The following is a 14,731-nucleotide window of genomic DNA, read 5'->3' on the forward strand; positions in this document are numbered from 1 at the left end:
CTCAAGATGTGCGGCGGCTTCGCCGACGTCGACAAACTCGTCCCCGTCTACCAGGCCTACCAGGACGCCGCCCGCGAAGCGGGCATGCCCACCGGGCCCGACCAGGTCGGCATCCGCCGCGCGGTCATGATCGTCGAAGACGAGGCGGACCGCGACCGAGCCGGAGAACTCGGCCGGGAAGGCATCGAGACCCACATGCGCGTCAGTCTTGACAGCCTCAAGATCCCCGACGCCCCCCACATGCCCCTCTCTCCCGACGAACTCATCTATGGCACACCCGCCCAGGTCGCCGACGAGATCATCCGCCAGTGCCGGGCCCTCGGCGCCGGCAACTTCATAGCCAACTTCAACATCTTCGACCTCACCGAACTGCGCAAGGCCCACGAGCTCTTCGGCCGCGAGGTCACCCCGCGGCTCCGCGCAGCCCAGATCGGCTGACAGCGACACCGCCTTCTCCGCCTTCGGCCACCGGCCGGCCCCCCGTGTACCGGGGTGCCGACCGGTGGCCCGGCTCGTCCTGGCCGGTCGGCAGTTCCTCCGTCGTCCGCGCCACTGAGGGCGTCGCAGAGATCTGCGACGCCCTTTTGGCCAACCGAATACCTCTCCGACGGCGGGAACTTCGCCCGTCCGCGGTGCACACCGGCAGGATTCGGAACGGCCGACGGCCCCGGGCCACCACCTGGCTCCGCCGCGTACCGTGTGCGGAGAGCCGCAGTGCAGCTTCGCCGCCCCGCTCAGCGGGAGCCGGCGTGCCGCACCAGGGCGTCGAACAGGCCCTGCTGGGCAGGATCCTCGTGCGCGGTGTCCTCCGGGTGCCACTGGACGGCCGCGAACCAGGCCCAGGCAGTGGGCAGTTCGAGAGCCTCGATGGTGCCGTCCTCAGCGGTGGCGGCGACCGTCAACCCGTCGGCCAGGCGCTCGACCTGCTGGTGGTGGAAGCAGGATGCCTCGATCTTGTCCGTGCCCGCCGCCTGCGCGACCGCTGTCCCGGGCCGGATGGTCACGGGGTGCAGCAGATCGCGGTGCTCGCGGTCGGGGCCGCCCATGTCCTGGCGGAGACTGCCGCCCAGGGCGACATTGACGACCTGCAGCCCGCGGCAGACGGCCAACATCGGGATACCCGCCTCCAGTGCGTGCCGGGCGGTCGCGATGTCGAAGGCGTCCTGGAGATCGTCCACGTCGTAGACGCTGGAGTGAGTCTCGGTGACGCCGTAGAGGTGCGGGGCGAGGTCGCCTCCGCCGGGCAGGAGGATGCCGTCGAACCGGGTGAGCCGGGCGGCGACGTCCTCCTCGGCCGGGTCGGCCGGATGGACGGTCACGGGCTCCCCTCCGGCGCGCCACACAGCCTCGATCAGGGCGCGTGCGTTGACCTCGGCGGCGTAGCGGAGCGCGGAGGTGGTGGCGGAGAAGCGGGCGGGTACGGCGATGAGCGGTCGCCCCGGCGTCTTCGTCACAGCTGGATCCAGGTGGTCTTGAGCTCGGTGTACTTCTCCAGGGCGTGGACGGACTTGTCGCGCCCGTTCCCGGACTGCTTCACCCCGCCGAACGGGACCGTCAGATCCCCCTCCTCGTAGCAGTTGACCCAGACGGTCCCGGCCTTCAGGGCGCGCGAGACCCGGTGGGCGGTGCTCAGGTCGGAGGTCCACAGGCCGGCCGCGAGGCCGTACTCGGTGGCGTTGGCCAGGCGGACCGCCTCCTCGACGTCGTCGAAGGTCAGCACGGAGAGCACCGGGCCGAAGATCTCCTCGCGGGCCAGACGGCTCGCGGGGTCGACACGATCGAAGACGGTCGGTTCCAGGTACGACCCTCCGGTGGCCGTCAGCACACGGGAGCCGCCGGTGCGCAGCCGGGCGCCCTGCTCCCGCCCGTCCGCGATGTGGCCGCACACCCGCTCCAGGTGCATCTCATCCACCAGCGCGCCCATCTCGGTCTCCGGGTCGAGCGGGTCTCCGACCCGGAGCTCACGGGCACGCGCGACGATCGCCTCGGTGACCTCTTCGGCGACGGAGCTGTGGACGAGCAGCCGGGAGGGTGCCGTGCACATCTCACCCTGGTTGAAGAAGATGCCCCAGGCCGCGGTGGCGGCGGCCTTCGCCAGGTCGGGGGCGTCGGGGAGGACGATGTTCGGGGACTTGCCACCGAGTTCGAGCCAGACGCGCTTGAGGTTGGAGTCGGCGGCGTAGTGCAGGAAGTGGCGGCCCACGGCGGTGGAGCCGGTGAACGCGAGGACGTCGACGTCCGGGTGGAGGCCGAGGGCTCGTCCAGCGGTGGGGCCGTCGCCGGTGACGACGTTGAGGACGCCGGGCGGGAGGCCCGCCTCGGTGGCGACTCGGGCGAGGAGCAGCGCGGACAGGGGTGAGTTCTCGGACGGTTTGAGGACGACGGTGCAGCCCGCGGCGAGGGCGGGGGCGACTTTCCAGCCGGCCAGCGTCAGCGGGAAGTTCCACGGGACGACGGCGCCGACCACGCCCGCCGGTTCGCGGGTGACGAGGGCCAGGGCGTCGGGGGCGGTGTGCGGGGACTCGTCGGTGAGCTTGTCGGCCAGCTGCCCGTACCAGCGAAAGGTGTTGATGAGCGCACGGAGCTCGATCTGGTAGGCGTCGATGATCGGCTTGCCCATCTCCAGGGTGACGGTGAGGGCGAGCCGCTCGCGGTGTTCCTCCAGCAGGTCGGCGATCCGCACCAGCACCCGGCCGCGCTCGGCGGGGGTCAGACGCGGCCACGGGCCGGAGTCGAAAGCGCGCCGGGCGGCGGCGACCGCGAGGGCGACCTCGGCTTCGCCCCCGTCGGCGACGTGGGCCAGGACCTGTCCGTCACGGGGCGAGACGACGGCGAACGCGTCACCGCCACCGCTCTCCTCACGGCCGTCGATGTGGTGCCCGGTGGGGAAGTCGAGTTCCTTGGCCCGGGTCAGCAGTTCCGCGTGGGTGATGTTGTGCATGAAGGCCTCCAACGGTTCGTCACTCGGCGCCAGAGGTACCGGATTCGAGCAGCCGGCCACCGTCCCAGACCACGCCGACCTGGCGGTAGTACGCGGCGATCGGCTCGCGGATCTCCAGCCGCGCCAGTTCCTCGGTGGGCGCCTCGAACAGCTCCAGCTCGGCATCGCCGCTCCACGGCTGACCACCCTCGACGGAGGCCGCGCCGGACTCGATCAGTTCGTCGAGGGCGAGGCCCTTGCCCTTCTCGATCGACGGCAGCCAGCGGTGGTGCGCCATCGAGTGGGCGTTGACGAAGCCGTTGGTCTCGGACGGCTCGCGCAACGTCACCACGGCCTGAGCGAGGCGCCGGTCGGCCGCGGCCAGCGTCGCCCCGAACCTCGCGCCCGCCTCGATCCGCGGAGCGGGCCCGTACGGGTGCGGGCGGGTCTGGTGGATGGAACCGAGCTTCTTCGGGTAGCCCTGGTGCAGCCCCCGCGCGATCGCGAAGTCCTTGTCGACCCAGATGTAGACGCAGCGGGTGTAGGTCTGGCCCCGGTACTTGCAGCGGACGACCGCAAACGCCTCCTTGTACTGGGACAGCACCGGGTCCAGCAACTCGTCGCCTGAAGCGGAGCAGGACTGCCAGTCGGCCCAGATCAGCGCGACCGCGCCCGGGTCCTCGTCGGCCGGCTCCAGCGGCTCGGGCAGCAGTTCCCGCACCCGCGCGGGGTCGGTGCGGTATTCGACGGTGAGCAGGTCCCCGGAGTAGCGCCAGGGCGGGGAGGGGATCAGCGACGAGGTGCCGGTCGCGGTCTTGGGGTGGAAGTATCCACGGACACTGGCCATGGGGTCACGCTCCGGAGGGAGATCGGCGGTGGCACCCGCCACCGGTGGAGGAGAGAGCTGGGGGAGCAGCGGCGCGCCGCGGCCGCACGGGGCCGGGGCCGGGCGCCCCGGCACCGGCACCGGCTCGCCGTCGGCGGGGAAGGCGAGCCGGTGTCCGGCGGTCAGGAGCGGGCGAGCTGTTCCAGACGCTGGTGCAGCTGTTCGACGTAGGTCTCGGACTCCGGCTTCATCAGCACGCTGCGCAGGATGCGCGCGCCGTCGGCGTCCGCGGTGATCTTCGGGTGGCGGGAGGTGAAGCGGTCGGCGCCGACCCGCAGGGTGCTGAGGAAGACCGGGTCCTGGCTGTCGGTCATGCCTTCCTGCAGGATCCGGTTGCTGACCGCGTCGATCCGCGACAGCGTGAGCTCCGGGGTCACCGGGAAGTAGCCGACGATGTCGAGTTCCGGGGTCTGGAAGAGCTCCAGATACTCGGAGCCCTCGATCAGCTCGGCCCAGCGCAGCGCCGCGCGTCGGCCGGCCGCCAGGACCTGGCCCAGCCCGTCGCGCGTGGGCGGCAGCAGCTGGAAGGTGAGCCACAACGCGGCGGCGGCCGCACCCGCGCGGGAACACTCCAGGCTGATCTCACCCAGGTGCAGTTCCTCCGAGGTGAAATAGGTGTACGGGGAGTCGTGGAGGTAGAACCGGCCGACCTCGGGGTCCCGGAAGAGCACGGCGCCGCAGCCGTAGGGCTGGAGACCGTGCTTGTGCGGGTCCACCACGATGGAGTCGGCCTGGGCGACGGCCCGCCACGGCTCGGCGGGAAGACCCTCGGGGCCGTCCGCACCGGCCAGCAGGGTGAAGAACCCGCCGTAGGCACCGTCGACGTGGATGCGCACGCCGTAGCGCTCGCGCAGCGCCAGCGCCTCGTGCACCGGTTCGATCGCACCGAGCCCGGTCGTCCCGGTGGTCAGCACCACCGTTCCGACCTGCCCGCCGCGCAGCAGTTCCTCCAGCGCGTCCATGTCCATGCGGCCGAGGTCGTCGGTGGGCACGGGGAAGCCTTCCACACCGAGGACACCGCACATCCGGCCATGTGTGTAGTGGGCCTCGGTGCTATAGGCGACGCCCCTGCCGGGGTGCAGTTCGCGGGCGACGAAGAGGGCTTCGAGATTGGCGATGGTCCCGCTGGTGGTGAGGTGTCCCAGGTGCGTGTCGTAGCCGAACATGGTGGCCAGCTGCTGGACGACCTCACGCTCCATCGCGGCGGTGGCCGGACCGCCGTCGAGGGCGTGGTTGTTGGGGTTGATCAGCATCGCGGTCGTGTAACCCACGACGGCTGCCGGGTGCGGCGGCTTGAGCATCTGGCCCGCGTAGCGGGGGTGGAAGAAGGGGTAGTTGTCCTTGATCCGTTCGGTGAAGGTCTCGAACGCGGCGGCGAACCGGGTGTCGTCCACGGCCAGGGCCGGGTGCGGTTCGTAGGGGCCGAAGGTCTTCGCCCAATCGGCGTTCTTCTCGACCGCCGCGGTGAGCCACTTTGTCAGATCCATGCCGTCACTTCTCCTTGTCTTGCGTATCGACTCGACGGGGTGCGCGCTCAGCGGCGGGGCGGGCGGATGCCGCGGAACTCCCAGTCGCCGCCGAGGGCCGTGGAGAGGACCTCCTCGGACTCGGTGGGCTGGGCGCCGACGTCGGTGCGGACGGGCGTGGGACCGGTGACGATGTGGTTGGTGAGCCGCCCGAGGCCCTCGACCTCGACCTCGACGACGTCACCGGGCTGCACCGGGCGGGAGTTGGCGGGCGTGCCGGACAGCAGCACATCACCGGGGTAGAGGGTGATGGTGCGGGCGATGTCGGCGACGAGGTAGTGCATGTCCCACTGCATCTCGTCCGTCGAACCGTCCTGCACGACCTGCCCGTTGACGTACGTGCGCAGGCTCTTGCCGCGGAAGTCCCAGTCGGTGACCAGACCGGGGCCGAGCGGGCACAGGGTGTCGGAGCCCTTCACACGGAGCATCGAACCGGCGTCGGTGTCACGGAAGTCGTGCAGCCCGTAGTCGTTGGCCACGGTGTAACCGGCGATGTACTCCCCCGCCTCCTCGGGGGAGATGTTCCGTGCGGTCGTGCCGATGACGATGGCGACCTCGCCCTCGTAGTTGAGCCACTTGCAGCCCTCGGGGCGCACGATCGCGCCCTTGTGGGAGTTGAGGGCGGAGGTCGGCTTGTGGAAGTAGGTGGGGGTGGCCGGGAGATGGATCCCGAACTCGTCCACGCGGCTCTGGTGGTTGAGGTGGACGGCGATCACCTTGGACGGGACGACCGGCGGCAGGTGCTGCGCCTCCTCGGTCTTGACGCGGCGGCCGTCCCCGGCGACGAGTTCGTCCCCGTCGACGGTGACCTGGACGGCGGCGCCGTCGAGGAGGATGCGGCGGTATTCGGACATGGCGGCCTTCCTAGCGGCGGTGGGGATGGTGAGGTGCGACAGCTGCCGCGGGCGTGTCCGGGCCGGTCCAGCCGTCGGCGGGCCGGTCGAACCAGAGGTGGACCTGGCCGGTGCCGACGGAGTTCTCGTACTCCCCGTACTGACGGGCCGGGGCGGTACAGGCCTGCTCGCCGAGGGCGCCGGCCATCATCAGGTAGTGGAAGAACTTCGCCTCCGGCTTGACCTTCCAGAACGCGTCCATGGTGTCCAGGACCTTGTCGTGGCGGCCCTCCTTGAACCAGGCGATCCGCTCGTGGTCCGCCTCCCGGGCCTCGGGCGTACGGATGTGCACCGGATCGCTGGCCTCGTGGTCACGGATCTCCCGCAACGGCCAGAAGGTGTGCGAAAGGGCACCGGAGGCGATCAGCAGGACCCTGCGGCCGGGGGTGGCGGCGATACCGTCGGCGAGCGCCCGCCCGAGCCGCAGATGGTCCTCCATGTCACCGGTCTGGCAGACCCCGATCGTCACCCACCGCTTGTCCGGCAGCCCCTCCCCCAGGAACTTCCAGAGGTTGATGGTGGCGTAGTAGACCGGCAGGTAGTCGTCCTCGATCGCGGTGATCCAGGTACCGTGCTTGTCCGCGAACTTCTCTATGTTCCGGGCGAGTTCGGGGTCGCCGGGATAGTCGTACGGCATCCGGCACATCCCCCGCGGCAGCTCCTCGGAGGTGAACAGCCCGGCCCGGCGCTGCTGGGCCGTGACGACGAACTCGACGGTCGTCGCCCAGTGCGAGTCGAGGACGACGACGGTGTCGTAGTCGTCGCGCGTGAAGACATCCCTGCGCAGCTCACGCAGTCCGGTGACGAGGGTGATCTCCTTGCCCTCGTTGAGCTCGAGCCGGTCCGCCTCCGGCAGCACGATGGTGGGGACGTGGGCGAGGAGACCCGCCCCGACGATCTCACCCATGGTTCGTCCATCCGGTCGGCGCGGTCACGGTGTTCTTCAGGTCGCAGTAGAAGTCGAAGCTCCAGGTCCCGCCCTCCCGGCCGACACCCGACTGGCGGGAGCCGCCGAAGGGGGCCTGGAGGTCGCGGACGAAGAAGCAGTTGACCCACACGGTGCCGGCGACGAGCTGTGCGGTGACCCGCTCGGCACGCTCGGCGTCGCCGGTGGCGAGGGTGGCGGCGAGCCCGAACCGGGTGTCGTTGGCGAGCCGGACCGCCTCCTCCTCGGTGCCGAAGGTCTGGAGGGTGAGAACGGGCCCGAAGACCTCCTCCTGGACGATCTCCGAGTCCTGGGCGACGTCGGCGAGGAGGGTCGGCGCGTAGAACTGGCCGTCGCCCCGGTGCCCGCCGATGACGGCACGGGCACCGGCGGCGAGCGCCCGCTGCACGAACCCGTCGATCTTCTCCAGCTGACGCGGATGGATGTTGGGCCCGACGTCGGTGGCCTCGTCACGCGGGTCACCCTGCTTCAGTGCCGCGGCCTTCTCGACGAAACGGCGCGTGAACTCCTCGGCGACCGTCTCCTCCACCAGGAACCGGGAGGCCGCGAGACAGACCTGGCCTGCGTTGTCGTACTGCTCCACCGCCAGGTCCACGGCGAGGTCCAGGTCGGCGTCGGCGAAGACCAGCAGCGGCGACTTGCCGCCGAGTTCGAGGCTGAGCGGGGTGAGGTTGGCGGCGGCGGAGGCGGCGATGCGCCCGGCGGTCGGCACCGAGCCCGTGAAGCTGATCCGGCGCACGTCCGGGTGCGAGGTGAGCGCGTCGCCGATCTCGGCCCCATAGCCCTGCACGACGTTGAGCACCCCGGCCGGCAGCCCGGCCTCGGCCGCGATGTCGGCGAGGAGGGAGGCGGTGAGCGGGGACCACTCGGCGGGCTTGAGGATCACGGTGTTCCCGGCGGCGAGGGCTGGGGCGACCTTCCAGGTGGCCAGCATCAGCGGCGCGTTCCACGGGGTGATCAGCACCGTCGGCCCGGCCGGGTCCCAGCTCACGTGGTTGCGGTGGCCGCGGGTCTCGAAGTCCTCGTGGTCGAGCCTCAGCAGCCAGTCCGCGAAGAACCGGAAGTTGTGCGCGACGCGGGGCATGACTCCGCGCCGGTGGGAGCGGAGCAGCGCGCCGTTGTCCGTGGTCTCGACGATCGCCAGCTCTTCGAGCCGCTTCTCGACGCCGTCGGCGATGGCGTTCAGGATACGGGCGCGCTCGGCACGGGGGGTGGCGGCCCAGGCCGGGAAGGCCTCCTTGGCAGCGGCGACAGCGGCCCGCGCTTCGGCGGGGCCGCCTCGGGCGATCTCACCGAGAGGGCTGCCGTCGATGGGCGAGTGGTCGGTGAACGTTCCGGCGGAAGCGACACGTCGGCCGCCGATCCAGTGCCGGGTGTCGACGGAAACCCCGGAGATGACAGCCGCTTCGGTCTCGCGAGCCATGACCTTACCTCCAAATCATTTGACTCCAAATGAATAGCTCGTAAGGCAGGCCCGGGTCAAGGGGGCCGAGCAGTCATTCCGATCGGAGCACACGCGCCCCCAGGGGGGCGACGGAGCCGTCGTCGACCGGGCCGGACGCCGCATCACGTCACGTCACGCGGCCGGTGGTACCGGGTGCGGGCAGCCGCCGATGGCACCCACACCCGGCACCGACCCGCACTACGCCCGCGGGCGACGACCGGAGCGCCTCGGAGGGAGGTTCTCACCGTCGAGCAGTTCCCGCCTGCGCTTCTCGCCGTGCTCCTCGAGCCGGCTGACTATGGCGCGCAGACTGTCGGCGAGCTGTAGGCACTGCTCCGGGCTGAGCGAGCCCGAGACGAACGCCTCCTCCGCGTTGAACGCCGGGAAGAGCTCCTCCATGAGCCGCTCCCCTTCGGGGGTGAGCGAGAGCAGGACCCGGCGACCGTCCTCGGGATGGGTGGAGCGGGCCACGAGACCGCGCCCTTCGAGGGTGCGCGAGATACCGGTCAGGGTTCCTTTGGAGATGCCCGCCTCCTCCGCGACCGACCAGGTCTCCTGCTGGTCCCAGATCCACAGCACCCACAGCACCACGAACCCGGTCCACGTCAGCTCGTGCGGCCGCAGTACGGAGTTCTCCAGGTGCTGCCGGACGGCCGCCGCGGCGCGGTGGACGTTGGCCACGGCGGCCATGGCCTCGTGCTGGAGGGTCAAGCCGCCCAGTCGTCGCCGCACGGCCCGCTCGGTCTCGGCGATGGATCGATGGAGCGGGGGCATCATGCTCCTCCTGTGCGTCGGGGGCGGCGCACGCCGCCGACCTGCTTGTTTGCGCCCAAATATATCCCGGAGGCCCCGATCCCCGGCGGCTCCGGCTTCACCCGGAACCGCACGAATCCGCGCCGCCCTCTTGTGAGACACCCATCCGACTTTTATCGTTTGGCATCAAATAATCTGCCCGGATCCCCGAGCGGACCGCGAGACGCCCCATGCCGGGCGGGTGAATCCGCGCAGAATGACATGTGTCGCCGCACCCCTGGAGTTTCCATGAGTCCCCAGACAGAGCCCCAGGTCGAAGAGGTGATGGAGTCGCTCGGCGCCCAGGGCGTCGACGTCCTCCGAGTCGCCTACCCGGACCTCATGGGTTCCGACCGAAGCCGGGACATCCTGCTCCATCATCTGCCGCACGCGGCCGGGCACGGCCTCGCCTTCAGCCGCGCCGTGTACCACACGGCCGCCCGAGGCGATCACTCCGACATCGCCGGCGGCCTTGAGGCCGGCATGCCGGACATCGTGGTACGTCCGGACCTGGACACCGTCGTCCCACTGCCGTGGGAGCCGAACGTCGCCTGGTGCATCGGGGACGTCCGGGACCCGGCCACCGGGCGTAGCGTGCCGGAATCCCCCAGGGACCTGCTGCGGCAGGTCCTGGCGTCCCTGGCCGAGACAGGCCTGAGCCCACAGGTCGGACCGGAGCTGGAGTACGTCCTGCTCGAACGTGACACCGGCTCGGCCACCGGGTGGCGGCGCTACGCGCCCGAACCGGGCAACGTCTACACGACCGGCCGCAAGGGAGACCCGGACGGGCACCTCCTGCGCACGGTGCGTGCCCTGCACGCCCTCGGCCTGGACGTGAGCGGCGGCAACCGCGAGTTCGACGGCGGCCAGTTCGAGATCAACCTCAATCACTCCGAGGCACTGGACGCCGCGGACCGGGCCTTCTGGTTCAAGGCCGCGGTCAAGGAGCTCGCCCGCGCCGAAGGGCGGCTGGCGACGTTCATGGCCAAACCGTTCAACGACGGCGGCGGGTCGGGGTTCCACCTGCACGTCTCCCTCGTCGGCCCGGACGGGGTGAACGCCTTCGACGCCCCCCACGAGGCCCACGGCATGTCGGCCACCGCCCGGTACGCCCTGGCAGGCGTCCTCGCGCACGCGCCGGCGCTTTCCGCCCTGCTCAACCCCACCGTCAACTCCTACAAGCGGTTCGGCCCGGACACCACGGCTCCGTGGCTGATCAACTGGGGTCTGGACAACCGCAACGCCCTGGTCCGCATCCCGCCGGAACGGGGTGCCGCCACCCGGCTGGAGGTCCGCCTCGGCGATGCCACGGCCAACCCCTATCTCGCCGTCGCCGGCCTCCTGGCCGCGATCCGGCTCGGCATTGGCGCCGCCGCGGAACCCCCCGCCCCGGCGACCGGCTACGCCGCCGACACCACCACCGCCGCCCAGCTGCCCACCGACCTCGGCCAGGCCCTGGACGCCCTCGAAGCGGACGACGAGCTCACCGGCGCACTCGGCAAGCCCTTCGTCGACGCCTTCCTCACGTTCAAGCGGGACGAGCTCGCCAGGTTCCGGCAGTACGTCACCGACTGGGAGTTCCGCGAGTACGCCCAGATCAACTGACGGCCACCCGCCACCACCTCACCCACCCCCACTGCTCGGCGTGTCCTGACGCGGTCCGCCCTCGCTGCCCGGCCGACGGCGCCACGCCTCGCCCCGGCATGCCCTGAACACCCCTTCCCCGGCCCCGCAAACCCGCACAAGCGGCCCTTCGCGGCCCTCCCCGCGTCGCAAGACGCCGTGTCGCTTCGCCCGCCTTCCCCTCCTGCGAAGGAATCACCCGATGGCATTCCGCACACCGACCGACAGCAGCACACCCCGGCCGGCCGACCCGCCCAAGGAGGACTGTCCCGAGCCCGGCGCCGCCGCCCTGGGCACCGGCCTCAAACGGCGCCACGTCACCATGCTGGCGATCAGCGGAGCCATCGGCGCCGGTCTCTTCCTCGGCGCCGGAGCGGGCATCCGCACCGCCGGACCCGGCATCCTCATCTCCTACTGCCTGGCCGGCCTGCTCATGGTCCTCGTCATGCGCATGCTCGCCGAGATGGCCGTCGCCCAGCCCAGCAGCGGATCCTTCTCCGTCTACGCCGAGAAGGCCTTCGGACGCTGGGCGGGCTTCACCATCGGCTGGCTGTACTGGTGGCTGCTCGTCGTCGTGGTCGCGGCCGAGGCGACGGGAGCCGCCGCCATCGCCCACAGCTGGCTGCCGGGCGTTCCCCAGTGGGTGTTCGTCCTGGCCTCCATGGCCGCCCTCACCGTCGTCAACCTCTTCGACGTCGGACGCTTCGGCGAGTTCGAGTTCTGGTTCGGCGCCGTCAAGGTCACCGCCGTCGTCGCCTTCCTCGTCCTCGGCACCCTCGCCGTCTTCGGCCTGCTGCCCGACACCCACGCCGTGGGCCTGACCAACCTCACCGGCCACGGCGGCTTCCTCCCGAACGGCGTCAGCGGCGTGATGACCGGCCTGCTCGCCGTCGTCTTCTCCTTCGGCGGCATGGAACTCGTCACCATCGCCGCGGCCGAGGCCCCCGACCCCTCCGACGCCGTCCGCAGGGCCACTCGCACCGTCATCGTCCGGCTGCTGCTGTTCTACATCGGCTCCGTGGCCCTCATGGTGCTGCTGCTGCCCTGGGACTCCGCCTCCGCCACCACCAGCCCCTTCGTCTCCGTCCTCCAGCGCATCGGCATCCCCGCCTCCGCGGGACTGATGAACGTCGTCGTGCTCACCTCCCTGCTCTCCGCGCTCAACTCCAACCTCTACGGCGCCTCCCGCATGGCCTTCTCCCTCGCTCGGCGCGGCGACGCCCCCCGGGGCCTGCTGCACGTCTCCGCCACCGGGGTACCCCGGCGCGCCGTCCTCGCCTCCGTCGCCTTCGGCTTCGTCGCCGTCATCCTCAACTTCCTCGCCCCCGACCGCGTCCTGCCCTTCCTGCTCAACACGATCGGCGCCATCATCCTGGTCGTGTGGATCGGCATCGCGCTGTCCCAGCTCCGCCTGCGCCGATCCGCGGACCGCACCGGGCGGGACCTGACCACACGTATGTGGGGCCACCCCTGGCTGAGCTGGACGGCCCTGGCCGGCATGACTGGTGTCCTCGCCCTGATGTGCACCGACGACGACGCACTCACCCAACTGCTCTCCACCGCCGCACTCACCGTGGTCGTCCTGCTCGCCGCCGCCATCCACACCACGCGCGCCAGGAACCGGGCGAAGCCGTAGATCGTGTTCCGCTTCATGGCGTAAGCGACCTTGCTCGCGTCCCGGGAAGCCGCGCGTAGGCCCCGGGGAGACGGCTCCCGGGTCTGTCGTGAAGACGCAGGCCTGCCGTCAGCGCCATGCGCGGCCCGGAGCCGCGCCGATGCGCCGATGCGCCGATGACCTGCGGATTCCGGCGCCTTGATCCGCTGCACCAACTGGCGGGACGCCACCGAACCGTAGGGCCACAGCCCGTCCAGGCGGGCCGACCGATCACCGGCCGCATGCGCACCGAACCGGTCATCGACGACCTCTAAGCGGCTACCCGCCCCGCGGCACGGTCCGGACGGCGTGGCCTTCCCTACCGATCACGACGGCAGGCCGCTCGCGCATCCCGGCCGGCCCAGACGCGGTCGGCACCCGGTTCCATGTCACCCGGCCGACGTCCGCCGGCCGCGAACGCGAGACCCCGGCAGGCCGAAAGCGCAGGTCCGGTCTCCGCGGGGCACCAGCCGTCGACCTGGCCGCGGCCGTGCCGACACGGGCGGCGAGAAGACGTCCGGCCCCCGGCCGGACCGGCCCGATCGATCACGAACGGATGGCACACACGGTGGCACTCGCCGCGTCGCCGCCGTGTCCGCATGTGGGAAACCCCGTCTCCGACGTGACCACGATGCCCGGCGCGGCGTCGTGCCGGGCCGGGCATGGAGGTCACGCGCTGTCGCGTCCGCGGAAGGCGGCCATGCCCGCGGCCTGCGTCACCATCGACGACACGCCGCGCGATGGCCGCCGCCCGGCGGTGATCACCTGACCGCCGGTTGCTGTTCCTTGTGGAAGCGCCCGTCCTTCATGATGTAGTGCAGCCTGTCGTGGTCCTGCAGGACGGTGATGTCGGCGAGGGGGTCACCGTCGACCAGGATCAGGTCGGCGAGGTAACCGGGCCGGACCTTGCCGAGTTCGTGGGAGCGGAGCATGATGTCGCCGCCCAGCGCGGTGGCCGACAGAATCGCCTCCATCGGGGTGAAGCCGAGGCGTTCGACGAAGTGCTGAAGGTCGCGGGCGTAGGTGCCGTGCGGTGTCCAGGCGAAGCCGTAGTCGCCACCGGGCAGGATGCGGATGCCGCGGCGGTGCATCTCCCGCAGCCCCTCGACGGCGATCTCCAGTTCGCGCTTGTAACCGACGGCCTCGGCGGCCTCCTGGGGAAACCCGAACGACTCGGCCTCGTAGAGGGTGGCGATCAGCCAGTTGATACCGGGCGCGACGAACACCCAGTCCTTGTTGGCCTCCAGCAGGTCCATGCCCTCTTCGTCGGTGAAGCTGGCGTGATAGATGATGTCGACGTGGTGACGCACGCACATCTTGACGCTCTCGGCGCTGCGCGCGTGGGCGCAGACTCGCTTGCCGCGGCGGTGGGCCTCGGTGACGGCGGCCGCGACCTCCTCGTCGGAGAAGTAGGTGTCCTCGGCGCGCTGTGACCCGGTGATCTCCTCGCCGGTCATGGACAGCTTGATCTGGTCCACGCCCAGGTCGATCAGCTCCCGGACCGCCTTGCGCATGCCCTCGGGACCGTCGGCGAACTTGGTGATCGACTTGATCAGCGCGCCGCCGGTGACCGCGATCTCCGGACCGTTGGCCAGGTAACGCGGGCCGGGGATGCGGCCGGCGTCGATCGCGTCGCGGCACACCACGTCCAGGCGGTCCTTGGCGGAGGCGGCGCCCACACACATGGTGTAGCCGGAGTCGAGGTAGGTGCGGGCGGACTCGATGGAGAAGAGCAGGTGCTCCTCGACCGGCATGGTGCCCAGGCCGTCCAGGTCGGCGCTGTTGTTCCAGCTGAAGTGGGTGTGCGCGTCGCACAGCCCGGACATCAGGGTACGGCCGCGCCCCTCGATCACCCGTGCGTCACCGGCGTGCGCCGAGTCGACCGTGCCCACGGCGGCGATGCGGTCGTGGTCGACGAGTACGTCGCCCTGATAGGGGGCGTCGCCGGTGGAGTCCAGGATCTTGACATCGCGGAAGAGGGTCTTGTGCGGTGGGATGGGCATGGCAGTGCTCCTGGTGACTTGTGACGACGGCACCCCGGGGGGTG

At 70.8% G+C, this 14,731-nt stretch carries 12 protein-coding genes; 3 read left to right on the top strand and 9 right to left on the bottom strand.

The features are described from left to right. A partial coding sequence (locus ABZ464_RS48675) for a hypothetical protein (RefSeq protein WP_359288776.1) occupies window positions 1–438 on the top strand: 438 nt, incomplete at its 5' end. A 296-nt stretch (window positions 439–734) separates the two neighbouring features. Here the strand turns inward: ABZ464_RS48675 and ABZ464_RS48680 are convergent. The 8 genes from ABZ464_RS48680 to ABZ464_RS48715 form a co-directional block, all read right to left on the bottom strand. Beyond that, window positions 735–1,454: a gamma-glutamyl-gamma-aminobutyrate hydrolase family protein gene (locus tag ABZ464_RS48680; RefSeq protein ID WP_359288778.1), complete on the bottom strand. Its 720-nt coding sequence runs from the start codon at window positions 1,452–1,454 to the stop codon at window positions 735–737. Then, the gene (locus ABZ464_RS48685; protein ID WP_359288780.1) at window positions 1,451–2,941 is read right to left on the bottom strand and encodes an aldehyde dehydrogenase; all 1,491 of its coding nucleotides are present in this window, start codon (window positions 2,939–2,941) and stop codon (window positions 1,451–1,453) included. Before ABZ464_RS48685 ends, ABZ464_RS48680 begins: the two co-directional genes overlap by 4 nt. Before the next feature lie 19 nt (window positions 2,942–2,960). After that, entirely contained in the window at window positions 2,961–3,767 is an 807-nt protein-coding gene (locus ABZ464_RS48690) for an acetoacetate decarboxylase family protein (protein ID WP_359288782.1), read from the bottom strand. A gap of 161 nt (window positions 3,768–3,928) precedes the next feature. Then, a complete protein-coding gene (locus ABZ464_RS48695; protein WP_359288784.1) occupies window positions 3,929–5,293 on the bottom strand; it encodes an aminotransferase class I/II-fold pyridoxal phosphate-dependent enzyme in 1,365 nt (454 codons plus the stop codon). Window positions 5,294–5,340: 47 nt separating this feature from the next. Then, entirely contained in the window at window positions 5,341–6,186 is an 846-nt protein-coding gene (locus tag ABZ464_RS48700) for a fumarylacetoacetate hydrolase family protein (RefSeq protein WP_359288786.1), read from the bottom strand. Between the two features lie 10 nt (window positions 6,187–6,196). Further along, window positions 6,197–7,132: a 3,4-dihydroxyphenylacetate 2,3-dioxygenase gene (locus ABZ464_RS48705; protein WP_359288788.1), complete on the bottom strand. Its 936-nt coding sequence runs from the start codon at window positions 7,130–7,132 to the stop codon at window positions 6,197–6,199. Then, the gene (locus tag ABZ464_RS48710; RefSeq protein ID WP_359288790.1) at window positions 7,125–8,594 is read right to left on the bottom strand and encodes an aldehyde dehydrogenase; all 1,470 of its coding nucleotides are present in this window, start codon (window positions 8,592–8,594) and stop codon (window positions 7,125–7,127) included. Before ABZ464_RS48710 ends, ABZ464_RS48705 begins: the two co-directional genes overlap by 8 nt. A gap of 219 nt (window positions 8,595–8,813) precedes the next feature. Then, a complete protein-coding gene (locus tag ABZ464_RS48715) occupies window positions 8,814–9,389 on the bottom strand; it encodes a MarR family transcriptional regulator (RefSeq protein ID WP_359288837.1) in 576 nt (191 codons plus the stop codon). Between the two features lie 267 nt (window positions 9,390–9,656). On the opposite strand from ABZ464_RS48715, the gene ABZ464_RS48720 reads away from it, so the two are divergent. Both ABZ464_RS48720 and ABZ464_RS48725 read left to right on the top strand, forming a co-directional pair. Beyond that, window positions 9,657–11,012, top strand: a complete 1,356-nt coding sequence (locus tag ABZ464_RS48720) for a glutamine synthetase family protein (RefSeq protein ID WP_359288793.1) — start codon at window positions 9,657–9,659, stop codon at window positions 11,010–11,012. 340 nt (window positions 11,013–11,352) lie between these two features. Further along, window positions 11,353–12,666, top strand: a complete 1,314-nt coding sequence (locus ABZ464_RS48725) for an amino acid permease (protein WP_359288839.1) — start codon at window positions 11,353–11,355, stop codon at window positions 12,664–12,666. A 779-nt stretch (window positions 12,667–13,445) separates the two neighbouring features. Here the strand turns inward: ABZ464_RS48725 and ABZ464_RS48730 are convergent. Further along, on the bottom strand, window positions 13,446–14,687 hold the full coding sequence (locus tag ABZ464_RS48730; RefSeq protein ID WP_359288795.1) for an amidohydrolase family protein: 1,242 nt from the start codon (window positions 14,685–14,687) through the stop codon (window positions 13,446–13,448). Window positions 14,688–14,731 lie beyond the last annotated feature (44 nt).

It is taken from the genome of Streptomyces sp. NPDC005820 (assembly GCF_040630255.1).
Classification (GTDB): domain Bacteria; phylum Actinomycetota; class Actinomycetes; order Streptomycetales; family Streptomycetaceae; genus Streptomyces.